The sequence below is a fragment of the Corynebacterium pseudopelargi genome, from assembly GCF_003814005.1.
Classification (GTDB): domain Bacteria; phylum Actinomycetota; class Actinomycetes; order Mycobacteriales; family Mycobacteriaceae; genus Corynebacterium; species Corynebacterium pseudopelargi.
The window spans coordinates 198,061-215,344 of sequence record NZ_CP033898.1; the positions used below are offsets into that span (position 1 = coordinate 198,061).

Annotated in this window: 13 protein-coding genes; 4 read left to right on the plus strand and 9 right to left on the minus strand. The window is 58.8% G+C overall.

Features of this window, described 5'->3' with window-relative positions; all coding sequences use genetic code 11:
* Position 1: 1 nt before the first annotated feature.
* The 3 genes from CPPEL_RS00945 to trmB are packed head-to-tail and all read right to left on the minus strand — an operon-like array spanning position 2 to position 3,490.
* The gene (locus tag CPPEL_RS00945) at positions 2-2,179 is read right to left on the minus strand and encodes an MMPL family transporter (RefSeq protein WP_123959298.1); all 2,178 of its coding nucleotides are present in this window, start codon (positions 2,177-2,179) and stop codon (positions 2-4) included.
* Positions 2,172-2,771: an NYN domain-containing protein gene (locus CPPEL_RS00950; protein WP_342767972.1), complete on the minus strand. Its 600-nt coding sequence runs from the start codon at positions 2,769-2,771 to the stop codon at positions 2,172-2,174. Before CPPEL_RS00950 ends, CPPEL_RS00945 begins: the two co-directional genes overlap by 8 nt.
* Entirely contained in the window at positions 2,768-3,490 is a 723-nt protein-coding gene (trmB, locus tag CPPEL_RS00955) for a tRNA (guanosine(46)-N7)-methyltransferase TrmB (RefSeq protein ID WP_123959302.1), read from the minus strand. The genes CPPEL_RS00950 and trmB overlap by 4 nt, the downstream gene beginning before the upstream one ends.
* A 218-nt stretch (positions 3,491-3,708) precedes the next feature.
* Here trmB and CPPEL_RS00960 point away from each other — a divergent pair, with 218 nt between their 5' ends.
* A complete protein-coding gene (locus tag CPPEL_RS00960) occupies positions 3,709-5,496 on the plus strand; it encodes a phosphoenolpyruvate carboxykinase (GTP) (protein ID WP_123959304.1) in 1,788 nt (595 codons plus the stop codon).
* Here CPPEL_RS00960 and CPPEL_RS00965 read toward each other — a convergent pair.
* Positions 5,474-6,154, minus strand: a complete 681-nt coding sequence (locus tag CPPEL_RS00965) for a class I SAM-dependent methyltransferase (protein ID WP_123935818.1) — start codon at positions 6,152-6,154, stop codon at positions 5,474-5,476. The two genes, CPPEL_RS00960 and CPPEL_RS00965, sit on opposite strands and share 23 nt — an antisense overlap.
* 19 nt (positions 6,155-6,173) lie before the next feature.
* Between CPPEL_RS00965 and CPPEL_RS00970 the strand changes: the two genes are divergently transcribed.
* Positions 6,174-7,244, plus strand: a complete 1,071-nt coding sequence (locus CPPEL_RS00970; protein WP_123959306.1) for a glycosyltransferase family 4 protein — start codon at positions 6,174-6,176, stop codon at positions 7,242-7,244.
* On the opposite strand, the gene CPPEL_RS00975 is transcribed toward CPPEL_RS00970, so the two are convergent.
* The gene (locus tag CPPEL_RS00975; RefSeq protein WP_123959308.1) at positions 7,145-8,404 is read right to left on the minus strand and encodes a hypothetical protein; all 1,260 of its coding nucleotides are present in this window, start codon (positions 8,402-8,404) and stop codon (positions 7,145-7,147) included. The genes CPPEL_RS00970 and CPPEL_RS00975 overlap by 100 nt on opposite strands.
* Positions 8,389-9,111: a porin PorA family protein gene (locus CPPEL_RS00980; RefSeq protein ID WP_164470335.1), complete on the minus strand. Its 723-nt coding sequence runs from the start codon at positions 9,109-9,111 to the stop codon at positions 8,389-8,391. The genes CPPEL_RS00975 and CPPEL_RS00980 overlap by 16 nt, the downstream gene beginning before the upstream one ends.
* A gap of 30 nt (positions 9,112-9,141) precedes the next feature.
* On the opposite strand from CPPEL_RS00980, the gene CPPEL_RS00985 reads away from it, so the two are divergent.
* Positions 9,142-10,140 carry an acyltransferase family protein gene (locus CPPEL_RS00985; RefSeq protein WP_245990464.1) on the plus strand — a complete coding sequence of 333 codons (999 nt, stop codon included), beginning with the start codon at positions 9,142-9,144 and terminating at the stop codon, positions 10,138-10,140.
* Between the two features lie 1,881 nt (positions 10,141-12,021).
* Here the strand turns inward: CPPEL_RS00985 and CPPEL_RS00990 are convergent.
* Positions 12,022-14,712 carry an alpha-(1->3)-arabinofuranosyltransferase domain-containing protein gene (locus CPPEL_RS00990; RefSeq protein WP_342767989.1) on the minus strand — a complete coding sequence of 897 codons (2,691 nt, stop codon included), beginning with the start codon at positions 14,710-14,712 and terminating at the stop codon, positions 12,022-12,024.
* Positions 14,664-14,864 (minus strand): DUF2613 domain-containing protein, encoded by a 201-nt coding sequence (locus tag CPPEL_RS00995; RefSeq protein WP_123932966.1) that lies wholly within the window; start codon positions 14,862-14,864, stop codon positions 14,664-14,666. Before CPPEL_RS00995 ends, CPPEL_RS00990 begins: the two co-directional genes overlap by 49 nt.
* Positions 14,865-14,885: 21 nt before the next feature.
* On the opposite strand from CPPEL_RS00995, the gene CPPEL_RS01000 reads away from it, so the two are divergent.
* The gene (locus CPPEL_RS01000) at positions 14,886-16,502 is read left to right on the plus strand and encodes a VanW family protein (RefSeq protein ID WP_245990466.1); all 1,617 of its coding nucleotides are present in this window, start codon (positions 14,886-14,888) and stop codon (positions 16,500-16,502) included.
* On the opposite strand, the gene CPPEL_RS01005 is transcribed toward CPPEL_RS01000, so the two are convergent.
* Complete coding sequence (locus CPPEL_RS01005; protein ID WP_123959316.1) at positions 16,499-17,281, minus strand: potassium channel family protein; 783 nt, start codon at positions 17,279-17,281, stop codon at positions 16,499-16,501. The two genes, CPPEL_RS01000 and CPPEL_RS01005, sit on opposite strands and share 4 nt — an antisense overlap.
* Positions 17,282-17,284: the final 3 nt, after the last annotated feature.

Genomic DNA, 17,284 nt, shown 5'->3' on the forward strand with positions numbered 1-17,284 from the left:
GTTAGTCCTCGCGTTGGAGTCGGTTGACGAGCTCGTTAAAAGGCACAAGTTCGTTGTTGCCGGTAGCCGGTCGGCCTGATCGGCCAGGCTGTGCTACGCGCACCTGGTTATGCCCAAGGGCAGCAGAGGCCTTCTTTACCCAGCGCGGTGCCCACCAGTTATCTTCTCGCAACAGGTGCATCACTGCGGGCACCAGCATCATGCGGATGATGGTGGCGTCGAAAAGCAATGCGGCGATCATGCCAAAGGCAATGTATTTCATCATCACGATCTCGGAGAACCCGAAGGCGCCGCACACCACAATCATGATCAAGGCGGCGGCGGTGATGATGCCGCCGGTGCGTGCCGTGCCGTAGTTGATGGCCTCATCGGTGCTGGCGCCATTATCGCGGGCTTCTACCATGCGCGATACCAAGAACACCTCATAGTCGGTGGACAGGCCGTACACGATGGCCATAATCAGCACCAGCACGGGGCTCATCAGCGGGCCGGGGGAGAAGTTGAAGAGGTCCGCTCCCACGCCACCAACGAACATTGCGGTGAGGATGCCTAAGGTCGCGCCCATGCCCAGGATGGTCATGATCACTGCCTTGGCGGGCAGGATGAAGGAGCCGAATACCAAGGCCATCAGGATGAAGGTGGCTGCCACGATATACAAGGCCATCAGCGGCAGGCGCTGGAAGAGCGCCTCGATGGATTCCACTTCCATGGCCGGGGTGCCACCGATATAGACCTCCACGCCTTCGGGGACGTCGATATCGCGCAGTTGCTTGACCACGGCGGCGTTATCTTCGCGGTTGCTAATGCCAGCAGATAGGACGGTCACGCCATCTTTGGTGGCCTGGGAGGCCTTGAAGCGGTCGGTAAGCCCGGGCACTTCATTGGCCTGCTGGTAAATCTCTACCAATTCGGCATTATCGGCGCCGCGAACCACCAATTTGATGGGGTCGGTGCGCAGGGTTGGGAAGGTTTCATCGAAGCGCTCCTGGGTTTCGCGCACCTGGTTATTTGGCGGCAGGTAGGTTTCGTTGATGCCACCGAACTTGATGCCAAAAAGTGGCGCGGTAAGCGCAAGCAAGCCAATGACGATCACGAAGGTCACGGCCTTGGCGTGGCGCATCGACCATGCGGGCAGGCGATACCACCAGGTATCGCGAATACGACGCGCCTCGGGGCGAGTTTTGCGCACGGTCCCAAGATCAATGCGCTTACCTAGCAGGCCAAAGATGGCCGGCAGCAGGGTAATTGAAAGCAAGGCGGCCAAACCGACGGCACTGATTGCACCATAGGCCACGGATTTGAGGAAGGCCTGCGGGAACACAAACAGGCCCGATAGGGCCACTGCCACCATGGCTGCAGAAAACACCACGGTTTTGCCTGCAGTGGCAGTGGTGGTGCGCACTGCATCTGGTACTTCTTGGCCGCGGGCGAGTTCTTCTCTAAACCTCGACACCATAAATAGGCCGTAGTCGATGGCAAGGCCAAGGCCTAGGAGGGTGACCACGCTTAAGGCAAACACATTGACCTGGGTAAACCCGGCGATCACGGCGAGCACGCCGATGGAACCGAGGATGGAAAGCACACCTACGATCAAAGGCATCAATGCTGCCACGATGGAGCCAAACACGAGCAGGAGCAGCAGGCCCACTGCGGGCAGGGCGTAGATTTCGGCGCGGTGGATATCGCCTGCCATGCCTTCGTCTAAGGCATCGGCTACGGCGGTAGCGCCGGCTACTTCCATGCCCTCGAACTGCAGGTCCGGTTTAATTTCGCGGAAATCTTTCAGTGTTTGTTCGCCATCGCCTTGAAGCGATACGGCGGCAAAGGCCGTATCGCCATTGCGCATGATCTCCTGCTGGTTATCGAAATAGCTCACGATCTGCTTGATCTGATCCGGGTGATCGGACTTGAGCTGATTCAGATACGCCTGGATTTCATCCTTGCGCCCGATGTCATCGAATAACAAGATCACATCGCCGCTGGCATCGCGGCCAAATACCTCTTGCTCAATACGAGCGGCTTGGGTGGAGGATGAACCTGGATCATCCCAGCCCTCTTGGCTTAAGCGATCATCGAGCTTGACGCCGAAGATGCCATAGAGCCCCAAGATGATGGCGAGGATGGCCAGCGGGATGATTTTTCGGAAGCGATACGCCGCAGAGCCCCATTTATTAAACACTCAGGCTCCTCAAGGGGCGAAGAGGCGCAAGCCAGGCGCCTTCGGGCGGGAGATTATCAAGATCCACGCGCGGTAGTGGCTCGCGGAAGACCCCTGGGACTTCTTCTAGATCCACAAAGGTGATGGATTCGCTGTTTAAAGCCCAGGTGGCGTGTTCGCGGAAGCCAAGGACGGTGACATCGCAGTCGAGGCCTTCGAGGAGGTCTTTGAAGTTTCGGCCATCGGCAGAGGCCACCACGACGCCGGAAAGCTCATCGCGGTTGGCTTGGATGAATTCCACCATGTCTGGGTCAACGTCGGTGTCCTCGTTGAGCTTGGGTTTGGCAAACACCGCGAAGCCGACGTTGCGCAGCGCTTCTACCCAGGGCTTGATTTGATCGGCGGCGCCGGGTGTGACGTTGGTAAAGACGGTGGCCTCGGCCTCGGTGTGCTCGCCGGTGGTGTGGCTGATGCGCCCGGCTTGAGCCAGGAGCCATTTGCCCACGGCATCGAAGCGGGGGCGGTGTGCGGTGGTTGGCCTTCCGCCGATGATGGCGCCAAGACCCATGTCTAAATTGGGCGCATCCCAAACTAGCAGCAGCTTCTTGCTCACTTGCGCCTCCAGAGGAATTCGCGGATGGTGTGGTCTTTTTCTAGCCCCTTGCCCTCAAATTTGGTGATGACTTGGCGGTCAGTCAGTTGCGGGCATTCCGGCCAAGGCCAGCCCATATATTCCAATTGCTTTTCGACGTCTACGAGCTCATCAATCCACTGCGCATAATCGGCGTGATCTGTTGCCACATGCAGCACGCCACCCGGTTTGAGCCTTGAGGCAATGAGGTTGAGCACGCCGGATTGGATGATGCGGCGTTTATGGTGGCGGGCCTTGGGCCAGGGATCTGGGAAGAAGATGCGCACGCCATCGAGGGAGGCCGGGGTGAACATGTGGGTGAGTACTTCCACGCCATCGCCGCGGATCATCCGCACATTGTCGATGTCTTCGCGGATCACCGCGCCAAGGAGTTTGGCTAGGCCTGGCTTGTAGAGCTCCACGGCGATGATATTGGTATCTGCTTCGAGCGGCGCCATGGCTGCGGTGGACGTTCCCGTGCCCGAGCCGATTTCGAGGATGGTGGGCGCTTCGCGGTTGAACCACGCGGGGACGTCGATAAGCTCCTTGGATAGCTCTTTACCCAAACGCGGCCAATGCTGATTCCAGTTGGCCTCTTGGTTATCGGTGAGTGTGCCGCGACGGAAGCTCACGGAACCGAGGCGGGGGTAATCGAGGTCGTTATCGAAGGTTTCGTTGAAATTGGTTTGAGAATTAGGCATCCCCTCAATTTTGCCCTTTTCGCAGGAGAAGAGCAATGAGCAGAACCTACCCCCAATCGGGGGATTGAATCCCAACGGGTAATGCGGGGTTGGCTTCGTGCTTTCGGGGGTAGAACCGCAGGTGAGCCGATTTTGTGGTGTAAGCAACATTTTGACCCATGATCGGGGGCAAAATAAGTGGCTACGCTGGATTGAGGAATCAACGACAAGGAGACGCGATGCTCAACGAGCGCATTAAAAATCAGGCACTTCTGAGCTGGATTGAGGAAAACGTAGCACTGTTCCAACCCGATAAGGTGGAACTGGTAGACGGCAGCCAAGAAGAGTGGGATCGCCTCACCGAGGAGCTTGTGCAAAGCGGCACGCTGATCAAGCTCAACGAGGAAAAGCGCCCCAATAGCTTCCTTGCGCGCTCGAACCCAGAAGACGTCGCACGCGTGGAATCACGCACCTTCATCTGCTCCGAAAAGGAAGAAGACGCAGGTCCTACCAATAACTGGGCTGAGCCTGAGGCCATGAAGGCCGAGCTGCGTGAACGCTTCCGTGGCGCCATGAAAGGCCGCACCATGTACGTGGTGCCCTTCGCCATGGGTCCTCTTGCCGCCGACGACCCGAAGATCGGCGTGCAGCTCACCGACTCTCCTTATGTAGTGCTTTCCATGCGCATCATGACGCGCATGGGCGATCAAGCCCTTGAGCGCCTCGGCGACGGCGAGTTCGTGCGCTGCCTGCACTCCGTGGGCGCACCCCTGGAACCAGGCGAGCAAGACGTTGCATGGCCATGCAATGACGACAAGTACATCACCCACTTCCCAGAGACCAAGGAAATCTGGTCCTACGGCTCCGGCTACGGCGGTAACGCCATCCTGGCCAAGAAGTGCTTCGCCCTGCGCATCGCCTCGGTGATGGCCAAGGAAGAGGGCTGGTTTGCCGAGCACATGCTCATTCTCAAGCTCACCTCGCCCGAGGGCAAGACCTACCACATTGCAGCGGCCTTCCCCTCTGCTTGTGGCAAGACCAACCTGGCCATGATCAACCCCACCATCGAAGGCTGGAAGGCCGAGGTTGTGGGCGACGATATTGCCTGGATGCGCTTCGGTGAAGACGGCCTCTACGCCTTCAACCCGGAAAACGGCTTCTTCGGCGTGGCACCTGGCACCAACTACAAGTCCAACCCCCAGGCCATGTACACCATGGAGCCAGGCAACACCCTGTTTACCAACGTTGCCCTTACCGACGACGGCGATGTCTGGTGGGAAGAGCTGGAAAACAAGCCCGAGCACGCCATCGACTGGTTGGGCAATGAATGGACTCCGGAGTCCGGCACCGACGCCTCCCACCCCAACTCCCGCTACACCGTGCCGATCTCGCAGTGCCCGATTGCTGCTGAGGAGTTCGAGGATCCCAAGGGCGTGCGCATCGACGCCATCCTCTTCGGTGGACGTCGCCCCGACACTGTACCGCTGGTGACCGAGACCTTCGACTGGAACCACGGCACCATGGTTGGCGCCCTGCTTTCTTCCGGCCAGACCGCCGCTGCCGAGGGCAAGGTTGGCGCACTGCGCCACGACCCAATGGCCATGCTGCCCTTTATCGGCTACAACGTGGGCGATTACCTGCAGCACTGGATTGACATGGGCGAAAAGGGCGGCGAGAAGATGCCCAAGATCTTCCTGGTCAACTGGTTCCGCCGCGGCGATGATGGCCGCTTCCTCTGGCCTGGCTTTGGCGATAACTCCCGCGTACTCAAGTGGATCGTGGATCGCCTCGAAGGCCGTGTCGAAGCCGACGAGACCCCCGCAGGCCACACCGCCCGCGCCGAGGACCTGGACCTCACCGGCCTGGACACCCCGCTCGAAGACGTGCGCGAGGCACTCAGCGCACCTGCCGAGCAGTGGCAGGCAGAGGTTGAAGATAATGAGGCATACCTCAAGACATTGGGCGATCGTGTGCCAAAGGAGATCTTTGATCAGTTCGAGGCGCTCAAGCAGCGCGTCGCACGATAACCAGGTTGCTTACTAAAAGCTCGCGTAACCCCGGCACCTTCACCATCCACCACGCCCAGCGTGGGTGGTAGCGGGGAAACGCGAGCTTTTCGCTATCCGGAATCGCCCGATCAGCCCAGCGCAGCCCCTCGGCGCAACTGACCGCAAACATGGTGGTGCCAAAGGAGTTCTTGGGCGGATGCCCGTGCTTTTTGGTGTAGCGATCGCGCGCAAATTCACCGCCAAGATAGTGCTGCCACAAGCCCGTCTCATGGCCACCGAATGGGCCTAACCAGATGGTGTAACTGAGCACCACATCGCCGCCAACGCGCAGCATCTCATCACCCATCACCCAAGGGTGCGGGACGTGCTCGGCCACATTGGAGGAAAACACTACGTCGAAAGCCCCATCGGCAAAGGGCAGAGCCTGGGCATCACCGCGCACATCGCCGCCGTCGAGCTCTAAAGAGATGTAGGTGCAATCGGCGAAGGCCTCACGGAAATAACCGGGGCCGCCACCGACGTCCAAGATGCGCTTGCCACTGATAGGGCCTAAGAGTTCTTCCAGCATACGCCGGGTATCGCGCGCGAGATCCGTGTAGAAGCGCTCGGGATCCTTTTGCTCCTGCGGGAAGGAAAGCAGCAATTTCAGCGACCGGCGCAAAGTGAAAAAACCCATGCGCGATAGCATAACGGCCATGAAGATTCTCCTGCTCTGCTGGCGCGACACCAGCCACCCCCAAGGTGGCGGCTCCGAGCGCTACCTTGAGCGAGTAGGCGAATACCTCTCCGCATGCGGGCACGAGGTGACGTTTCGCACCGCCTGCTATCCCGGATCACTCAAACAAGAACAGCGTGGCGGTATCACCTTCTCGCGCGCCGGCGGACGCTTCAGCGTGTACCCGCGTGCGTTGCTGTGGCTGTGGCGCAGGCGTTTTGATGTGGTGGTAGATACCCAAAACGGCATCCCCTTCTTCGCGCGTCTGGCCACGCGCGCACCGGTGGTGGTGCTTAGCCACCATTGCCACCGCGAGCAGTGGCCGGTGGCAGGACGCCTCCTTGGCCGGGTGGGTTGGTGGCTGGAATCGAAGGTCGCGCCCTTTGTCTATCGCAATGCCCAGTGGGTGACGGTGTCTGAACCCAGTGCTGCTGAACTGCGCGCTTTGGGGGTGCGCCGCGTAGCCATCATCCGCAATGGCGTGGACCGGGTGAATGCCAGCGCCGCCCAGGAACCCTTCCGCATGGTCACCCTGAGCAGGCTGGTGCCACATAAACACATTGAGCACGCCATCGACGCAGTGCGCGCCATCCCCGAGGCGCACCTGGACGTGATTGGTTCCGGCTGGTGGTCCGATCGCCTGCGCGCCTATGCCGCCGATGTTGCAGATCGCGTGCATTTTCACGGCCACGTCAGCGAGCGCCGCAAGCATGAACTCCTCGCGCGAGCCTGCCTGCACCTTATGCCCTCTGCCAAGGAAGGCTGGGGCTTGGCCGTGATTGAGGCTGGCCTGCACGGGGTGCCCACCATTGGTTATCGCAGTTCAGGTGGGCTTCGTGATTCCGTCCGCGGCGGCCTCCTGGTGGATACCCACGCCGATTTCCTTGCCGCTACGCGTCTTTTGCTTTTCCACGCACAACGCCGCCAAACCCTTGGCGCCATTGCAAGAGACTATGCGCAGCAGTTCTCCTGGGAGGAGACTGGCCGGCGCTTTATGCAGATCATCGGCACTGCGAACCAGGAGAAGATGAGCGCCCAGCCCAAGGGTTGAGGCTTCGTGATACCGCCGATTTCTCGCTGGGAGTCGCCGTCGATCACCAGCCCGATATGGTGTTCGCGCAGCCAGGCATCATCGTCTAGGTGCTTGAGTGCTTCGGTATAGCGGGGCGAGGCTTGATCGGTGATCTCCCCATCCACGCGCAGCTCACCTGCCTGCACGGCACTGTTTGCTTTCAGGCGCGGGTCCACCATCACACGCCCCTGGTATTCGACGATGCCGCGGCTGTCCACGATGAGCAGGTCGCCTTCAGATTGGGGCAGATCAGGGGTGGGCACGGTCACGTCGGGCAGCGGGCGGAAGCTCAGGGCGGCGAACACTAAGGCTAGGGGAGGAATGCGCGCGGCACCGGCCACCATGGCGGGCAGGGCGAGCATGAGCAGCTTATTGGAATCGCGAAACAGCGAGGCCCCCGGCAACCACAGCAGCCAGGGCATGGCCAGCATGAGTATCAACCCGGACCAGGCGAGGATCTGCAGGCGCCTAGGTGCAAGGAGCAACAGCCCGAACAGCGCGAGCATGGGCAGCCATACCGCCACCTCCGCGTTCCAGATATTGCCCGTGCGGCTTGCCAGGTAGGCATGCGTGCTGCTGTCCGGCACGGATTGCAAGCTGGGCACAAGCCAGCTCAAAGAGCTCAAGGCGCCAACCAGCAGCATCTTCTTCCACGGTCCGGTGGCAACCCCCACGACCGTGGCGATCACCGCACCGGTGGGTGTGAGCGAACAGGCCCACAGCACCAGCGGATTCTTGGTAGCCACCAGTAAGGGCAGTAGCCAGGCAGCAATCACCAAAGACCAGTGGCCTTGGTGCAGGCGCTCGATGGTGAAGGGGTTACACAGGCACAAAGTGATAGCGGCGATTTTGCCCCAGGTGCGCTGCCCAAAGCGGCTCGCCCCATACGCACCCGCGATTGCCCCTGCAAGCAGCATGAGACGGGCGGCGTAGGAGGCGTCGAAAAGCTTGCCAAGAACCGCGAGGATGCCGTCTTGGGGGAAGTTGCGCGCGGGAAGATCGCCGAAGGAGACGGCAGGGTGGGGGACCACGACCATGTCGCGAAGTCCCAGCATGCCTGGGGTGGCGAAGGGCCAGAGCAGGAGTGTAATCAGCAGTGCCGACCACAGCACTGGCCAACGAATCAGCGGCGACGCCATAGCGCTACAGCGATAAGGAGCACGGCACACAGCTTGAGCATAAAGCTTGCGATTCGAAGCGCCTGCAAGGTGTGTTTGGTGCGATCAGCGTGTGTTCGGGCGGCGTCCTGGGTGGCTTGATCCCATTCGAGCGTGGTGTCGATCCCAGGCAGTGTGAGGTGCTCCACCTCGTTGAGGATGGTGCCACTTTTTGGCTCCACCCAAATGGTTCGCTCTACATGCTCGCGCTTTTGGTGATAGACATACGCATCGCCGTCTTGGCGCACATAATCCAGCGGTGCGCTATCGCCGGCGAAAACATCATAGAAATCATAGGAGCGCCGCTCAGTATTGAATGGGAAGAAATACTGCAGTCCGTTGCGGGTGAAACGCTCGCGTTTGTCCGTTTTGCCCAGCACGGTCACCGTGATACTGGAATTATTGTCCAACACAGGATAGGTGGAGTGACGAATCAGTTGCAGGTGATCATCCACGCTAATCAGTGTTTTACCGGCATCATTTTTGAGCGTGTCCTGCACATGCACTTTCACCTCGTCTTTGATGCCAGGATCTGAGGTATCAATCTGGCGGGTTAAGGTGGTGTGGTCGCCGTGGGCAACATATGTGTGCGAAGAATTGAGGGGGATGGGCATGATGCGGCTAGTGATCAGCGGGGGAACCACCGTGGCAAGCACCAGTAATACCGCGGCAGCGATTACTTTGCGCAATCCGATCTCCAACCTAGAATCTTGAAATTAGTGTCTTCATCGTACCTGCCGCAGCTTGAGGGATTGCGCGGTGTCGCAGCTTTAGGCGTGCTGCTGACTCACACCGCCTTCCAAACAGGTACTCAGAGTGCCATCCTGGCGCGCTTCGACTACTTCGTGGCCGTCTTTTTCGCCCTCTCCGCGTTCCTGCTCTGGCGCGATTTCCGCCCCCAAGGCTATTTGCGCCGCCGCTTCTGGCGCATCGTCCCAGCCTATTGGGCGTGCGTGGGTCTGACGTTTGCCTTGCTTTTCGACGCCTTCCGCACCCCACCCGAGGCGATCCTCGCCACCTTCTTCTTCGGTCAAATTTATCTGCCCAATGGGTTAGCCGGTGGGCTCACGCACATGTGGTCGCTGTGCGTGGAGGTGGCGTTCTACCTGGGGCTGCCGGTGCTGTTTTGGGCCGTGGGTAAGCGGGAAAAGAAGGTGCGCGTGGGCGTGATCATGGCACTGATGCTTTTCGGTTTTGCCTGGACGCTCATGCCCTGGCCAGAAGGTGGGGTGAACTTTCAGATCTTCCCCTTCTCCTACCTACCCTGGTTTGGGGTGGGGCTGCTGCTTGCCGAATACGAGCCCAAGCGCGCCAGTGTGTGGTTCTGGGTTCCGGCACTGGTGGTGGCGTGGATTGCAGGCCAGATGTGGTTTGGGCCACTGGGCCTGGATCACCCGAGCCCCCTGCAGTTTTTCCGCAAAATCCTCTTCGGCGCGCTCTTCGGGCTCTTCGTCATGCTGGCGGCCTGGAACTCCAAGCTGCTGCGTACCGAGCCGTTGCAGAGGCTGGGGCGCATCAGTTATTCGCTGTTTCTCTGGCACCTCCCGGTGCTGTCGATTGTTCTGCCCATGCTGGGCATCAAGCCCTTCAGTGGCCACTTTGTGTTGGTGAGTGCCGTGACCATCGTGATGTCCATTGCCGTAGCGGATTTGAGCTACCGCTACGTGGAGAGCAAATTCAGCGTGCGGGGCAGGCGGAAGGTTGCAAGTCGTCCGTGAAAAGGGGCTGCCCTTCCGATTGACCGGAATCGCGGTGTTGCCGCAATGTTGGACGATTGAGTGTTTAGAACAAGCATTTCGAAGCGCCGTGGTGACGAAATCGAAGCGGTGTGGTGACGATCTCGAAGCACTTTCAGATCGAGCGAAAATCCATCCGCCGGTCACGGCTACGGCTGAGCGCTGGAGGGCTGATCGAGGCCAATGCCACCAACCTTTGAGCCCACAAGCCTGACCAGTTCCGGCCTATCGATCGAGTAGGCATTCAGCATCGGTGCGCTAGTGGCCATTCGGTTTCACAGTTTAGGTAATGAACGCGCTGGTGAACAGTGCAATTTGAACTGGCCGTCGGCCACATGATCCTGCGATTAGAGAACCCTGGCTCTACGGGCTCCTTTCAGGGAAGCCACCGCATCTTAGAAAGCTCCGCAGAAACGCGATGCGATCATCTGTTCAGTCACCCGAAGTGCTTACGGATGCGTACCTGGAAGACGGGAGCGCTGGCATATGAAGGCGCTTCGAGATCGTCACCACAGCGCTTTGAATTCGTCACCATGGCGCTTCGAAATGCTCGTTCTAAACATCGAGGTGAAGTGCCTTGGCTTTTGTTCCTGGAAATTTGCTTTCATTTCTGGTGTGGTGTCTCGGCTGCGGTTTTTCCAAAATGCTCCCTCGATCTCAGTTGGGGAGCGGCGCCCGAGGGCTTCATGCAGGCGTGTCTCATTCCCCGAATTCACCGAGGTAAACGTCTCGATTTCAACATCGGGACAGATGCTCGTCTAAAGACACCTGGAAGTTCGGCAATTTGGGCCGTTGCCGTCAAAGGATAAACAGGTGACAATGGAAAACTACAATGAGTTCCGAGAGGACGTTGTGCGCTTCGTGGCGGAACAAAGGCCCCTCCTCGAAAGTTAGGGTATGTCGTCGCGATTTCCACGACGAGCGCAACCGCATTCACCGGCATACCTCTCTGTGGTAACTCACACCAGTGAAATATTGCCGATACATCGCAATCATCCGAACCTTCGGACACTCTAGTTTCGACTTGACCCAAATACGGGAACCCCTTGCACTCCGACCCCTTGCTCAACGCTTCGAAAAAGCTCTAAATTTGAAGTAAGTCAACCCATACCAGCAGAGTTGGCACACGATTGAATCGTCTGTAAGGAGGAGGATTATTCGCAATTCCCTTCTCGATGCAACTGTTGCAGTTTGTTAATTTTGAGTTCCAAGTCAGCAACGGTAGTGATTAGTGATAATGCCAACCTATTGGACTCAATTTCCCCCCTGTTATCCGTAAAGTTTTCTAGCAAGAATTTAATTCGGTCAATCAAAATCGACGTGGTCTCAAAATATTCCTTGTCTATAGAGGTGCCTAGCTCGTCGACTAATTGAAAATAAATATTGTCCTTATTGTTCATTTTCTCCCTTCGCGATTGGAGTATTGATCATGAGATTGCATAAGCGGCTTACTTCCTTGCTTGCATAGTACCGCTTATCCTCTCACCCGAGGTGGCCTCCGCTTCTCCAAATTCGCAAAACATCACCATGCAGGCAACAGGACAAGATCGTTCTATCTGGGACAACGTATCCAGAGTATTCGGTTCGCAGTTTGAATGTTTGGCCAAGCTCGCCTACTACGAAGCGACTTTCAGGGGCGTGGGTGCGTGTATTCCGACCAAACATGGAACTTGGTTGCTGAGTGTCCGGTGGCGTGATTAATTTTCGAGGAATGCGCTATTTGCCTGAAGGCAGCCTTCTTCGATGATGAGTCTGGCTACCTTTCGGCGATGCTTTGGGGTCAACGCTGCGTCAGGATGCGATATTTAAGGCTTCCTGTGTGGAGGATCAGATGTTTCAAGCAACGTCCTCGATTAGTACAAACTAGCGCTTCGGCAACAGCGCCGCCGCCACCGCGCCCGCAGCCACCAAGGTGAGCGCCTGCGGGTACGCCGCCGGTGCCCGCATCATCCACATGGCGCACAGCCCCAGGCAGGTGAAGATCCACGCCTCGCGGCCAAAGCGACTGAACTTGAGCACCGCCCAGGTGATAGGCACCATCACCAGTCCTGGTCCCAGCGCAAGCAGCCCGAGGGGGAACTCGCCGTCATCCGCAGGGGCGGGCTCATAGCGTGGGCGCCTAAAGCACAACAGCGTGATCAGCCCTGCGCACGCACCGAAGATCAATCCGGCTTGGTAGGGGCGTTCACCTGCGAAGGTGATGTCTACCTCGCCCTCGCCGTTGAGTTTGAAGCCCTGGGATGCAGCATTCACCTCCACAGGCTCCAGCTCCTGCCCGTTCTGTGTTGCCCGCAGCCCGGGATTGGTGGCCAGGGTGGTCACCAGCACTGGATCCATGGGCACCGGGGTGGCCTTGCCCAGCGTGACAGTCTTGCGCGTGCGAATCTCATGGGTGCCTGCGGTGAGTGTGACCTCGCCAGCCTGCAATTTTCCATCGATCCATGCCGGTCGGCTCATCTGCAGGGTCATGGTGCGCGGCACGGTGAATTCGCGGTTGCCATTGAACACGTATTGCTGCACCGAAGGCCCTGCATCCACATGCACTACGCGGCGCACGCCAAAGCCCACCTCAACTAGACCCGTATCCGTTTCGAGGCGAATATCTTGCAGGTTCGGTACATCCACTACCTTTTGCTGTTCCACCTTCACCTCTTGCTCAAAACCATCGGCACTGATCTTTACTTTGCCGGGCTTGGACACGTGCAGCAGGAGCTGCTGTTGGGGTTGATCGGCGTGAATATCCATGCTCTTGCCAAAGAACACCGTGGAGGTATCCCCATCAAAAGCAGAGGAGTCAGGGGTGCTGGCGTGCCCGCCGCGCTCTACCACCTTCACAGGATCGCCCACCGAGGCATAGTCGCGCCCCGGCTCCATCAGTGGCTGCGAAGCCGCGTTGTCCAGGGTGCCAAAATTGCGGTTCACGGCAAGGGGTGTGTCGGTGACGATCTGCGCGTCGCCGCTCACAAGCTTGAAAGTGCCGGGCCCAAGCATGGCGAGGGCCTCACCGCCGCCTGCCACCGTGGTGATGGAATCGGCCACGTACATGCCGCGGCCGGGCTGGAGCGTATAAACGTCTAATTCGCCAAAATGGTGGTCTGGTGTGCCCAGCTCAGCCTTGGCGTCCTCACTGATGCGGCGGGCGGAATCGTGGCGCACCACCACCGCGCCCACCCCCAGGCGCTCCAAATTGGCCTTATTCACCGGGCCGTCCAGATTGCGGATCGCCTCTGGTGGGACCAGGGGAATGCCATCGCGAAGCAGCCAAGGCACATCCAACAATGGCTGGAAGGGATCATCGCGGGTCCAACCCCAATCCTGGCGAGCAAAGCTGGCCTCGGGCAGGATCAGCACGCGGGTATCCAGGCCGTTCAGGTAGTCGGCTGCCTCGTGGTAGTAGTCGGGCACCTTTTCATAAGCGCCGATGGGCAGCAGGCGGCCGAAGATCGGCCCGACAGCAACCACTCCCGCCAATGCCACGGCAATGCGGTGGCGCGCCGGGATCGCAGCAATGCCCACCGCCAGCGGCAGGCGCACGAGGGGATCAAACTTGTGCACGTTGCGAAACATCACCAGCGGGCCGTCCAGCAGCGAGGGGAAGAGTGCGGCGAACACGAAGATGCCCAGACCCAAGGACAACAGCCATAGCCAAAAGCCGCGCACCTTCAAAAGTCCCACCAGGCCGATGCCTGCCACCAGCAAGGTGCCCAGGATGAAGACGGGCTGGTGCACTAGCAGCACGCCGGGTTGGCGTTCCACGTCCGCGAAGGGCGTCCAGGAGGTGGTGCCGCGCAGCACTTCGGCGAAGTTGAGCCAGTAGGTGGTTACTTGGCCGTTTTCGATGTAATCCACAAAGGGCACTGAGTAGCGGGCGAAGACGAGCAGGGGGATGATCCACCACAGCGAGACGCCGATGACCCCCAGGCACCAGGGGATGAGCGCGCGGCGTCGATAAGCTAAATAGAGGCCTGCCGGGACCAGGGCGGCCAGGGTAGCTGCGGCATTGACCGCGCCCATCATCGCCACTGCCAGCAAGGATCCGCCCACCCAGGGCTTCTTGGCCACCAGTGGCCACAGCACCCACGGGGCGAGCATCACGGGCCAGGTTTCAGAAGAGATAGCAGTAAGTGTGGTCAGCACGCGCGGGGAAAGCGCATACAAGGCCGCGGCCAAAGGCTGCACGCCCAAGCCGAGGCGCTGGAAGAGGATCAGCGCGCCCGAATAGCCCACGCCCAACACGATGGTCCACCACAGCCTCTGGGCCACCCAGTCCGGCATCCAGTCGGTGAGCAGGAAAAACAGGCCTTGTGGGAAAAGGTAGCCGTAGACCTGATTTTGGATCTGCCCCAGGGGGAAGATGGGAGAGTAGGCGTGCAGGGCTTGGGCGAGAAAGCCAGAAGGGTCTGCCGCTAGATCGTGTTTTGTGTCTGCGGCCACCTTGCCCCAGGGCTGCAAGAAGGCGATGGCTAGCGCCCCAAGCCAGCCCCACAGGTGCGCCAGGCGCCTACTTAGCGTGATCCGCCCTCGCGGGAGCCGTATTCTGGGTCGCCTAATAATGCCTGGTCAGCATCCACAGCGTTGGACTGGGAGGAATCGTTGATCATCGAAATGCCAAAGATCGCGGCGACGCCAATAGCAACACCGACTATCGCGCTGGCGATCGTGGGGCCCAACGTGCGAGCGTTGAGAGAGTCGGAGTCAAAAGCCATGGCAACCAGCTTACAGGTAGATTGGTTGAAGTGAAGAAAGCAGTATTAGCAGGCGCGGGCATCGTCGTGGGTATTGGTGTGCTCTACGGCGCGGATCTTTTGCTCACCCAAGGGCAGGTACCTCGGGGTGCCACGGTGGGTGGAGTTGAGATTGGCGGGATGGATCCCTCGGAAGCTCAAGCGCTGCTAGAACGCGAAATTGATCCCTCGGCACCCGTTGAGGTGCAAGCGGGCGATTTGCGCTCCAGTTTTAACCCGGCAGCGTCTGGTGTGATGCCTGATTGGAAGGCCACGATTGACGGTGCTGGAAAACAAGCGCTGAACCCGATTACGCGAGTACGAAGCTTCTTTAGCACCTATGAAATTCCCGTTGCCAGCACCGTTGATGAGGCGCTGCTTCGCCCGCAGGTGGATCGGATCCGCGCCGAATTATCGCCCGAACCGGTAGAAGCAGGGCTCAACCTTGCAGGTGGGAAGGTCAATGTGGATCCGCAGCCTGCAAACGGCCAGAAGGTCGAAGGGGTAGAGCAGGCCTTGATTGAGCAGTGGCCAGAAGGTGTTGAGCTGGAACCTGAGGTCACGCACCCTGAACTTGACCAAAAGGCCGTAGAAAAAGCGCTTCCCGCCGCCGAGCAGGCCGTGAGTAGCCCGTATGTGATTCATGGCCGCGATGCCGATGGGGTGATTCCCCCGGAGCGTATGGCAGAGGTAGTGAGCTTTGAGCGCCTCGAACCCAAGGTCAATGTGGAAGCAGCCCAGCACATTTTTGAAGAAGGTCTTGGACCTACAGAACGGCCCTTGCGCAATGCCAAAGTGAGCTATCCCAGCATGGAGGTCACCCCGCATAGCGATGGGGTGAGTATCGAATGGGAGGCAACACTTAAAGGTTTTGATCCCACCACGGATCAACCGCGTGAGCGTGAGGCCGTGTACAAGGATGAAAAAGCTACGTACACCACGGAGATGGCGCAGCAAGCGAGCTTTGACGACGTGGTGGGTGAATTCACCACCGGCGGGTATAGCGATGCCTCGGGTGTGAATATTGCCCGCGTAGCCCAGATGGTCAACGGTGCGTTTATTGCACCGGGCGAGACGTTTTCGCTCAATGGCTACACAGGGCCACGTGGCACCGCACAGGGTTTTGTGGAATCTGGGGTGATCCTCAACGGTCGTGCCGATAAGGCCGTGGGCGGTGGCATCTCACAGTTTGCTACCACCTTGTATAACGCTGCCTACTTTGCCGGGATGCAGGATGTGGCCCACACCCCGCATAGCTACTACATTTCGCGTTACCCAGCCGGACGTGAGGCAACCGTGTACGAGGGCGCCATTGACCTGCAGTTTAAGAATGACTCGCCCAACCCGGTGATTATCCAAACCTCCGCAGGCGGGGGTCAAGTAACGGTGAAGTTGCTTGGGGTAAAAACGGTGAATGTGGAGTCGGTCAATGGTGGGCGTTGGGCCTATACCTCGCCGCAGGTGATGCAGGTATCTGGGGCTAATTGCACGCCATCTTCGGGTGCCCAAGGTTTTAGCACCAGCGATACTCGGATTATTAAGAACCTCTCTGGGGCTGAGATTTCCAGGGAAACCCAAACTACTGTGTACGATCCTCAGCCGATCGTGCGCTGTAGCTAATCCTGCTGCTCGTCTTTGAGGCTTTTGCGTAGCTCCGCTACTTCTTGGCGGAGTGCGCGAATCTCGGCTTGTACGGGGTCTTCCTTATCTTCAGCTTCGCCTTCTACCTGCTTAATCAGCCAGGAGGCGATGGTTGCTGTCACCACACCGGCGACGGCAATACCTGCAAGCATGAGCAAGATGGCGATGAATCGACCGGCGGCACTGACTGGCGCAATATCGCCATAGCCGACGGTGGTGACAGTCACGATGGACCACCATAGGGCGTCGCCAAAGTTAGCGATCTGGCTTTCTGGATAGCCCTGCTCCACGTCGTAGATGGAAAGCGAAGCCACCAGCACCAGCAGCACCGAACTGACTGCGGTGTAAATGGCGACGGTGACTGAGCGGTTCTGAGTGGAGTAGCGCTGCAATAAGAACAAGATCGGCACGATGCGCAGGATTTGCAGCGGGCGAAACATTGGCAAGACCACGAGCAGCAGTTCGTGGAGGTGCCGCCAAAACCATCGCTTGCGTTGTTCTGCCAGGGATAGGCGCACCACGTAGTCAATAATGAACGCCACCCACGCAATGGAAAGACCAACTTCTGCGATCTGCGTCCAGAGTTGGTCTGATTTACCCAGTGCGGACCAGGCAAAGAGGATGAGAAAGACCATCGAGACAATCAGCATGGGGCCTTCCACCCGAAGTTCCCAACGCTTTAACTTAGAGGCGTCTTCTGGGACTTCCGGGTGGAAGACGATTCGATATGCTCGCGCGATGCTTTCTCGAAGGGTCATTGC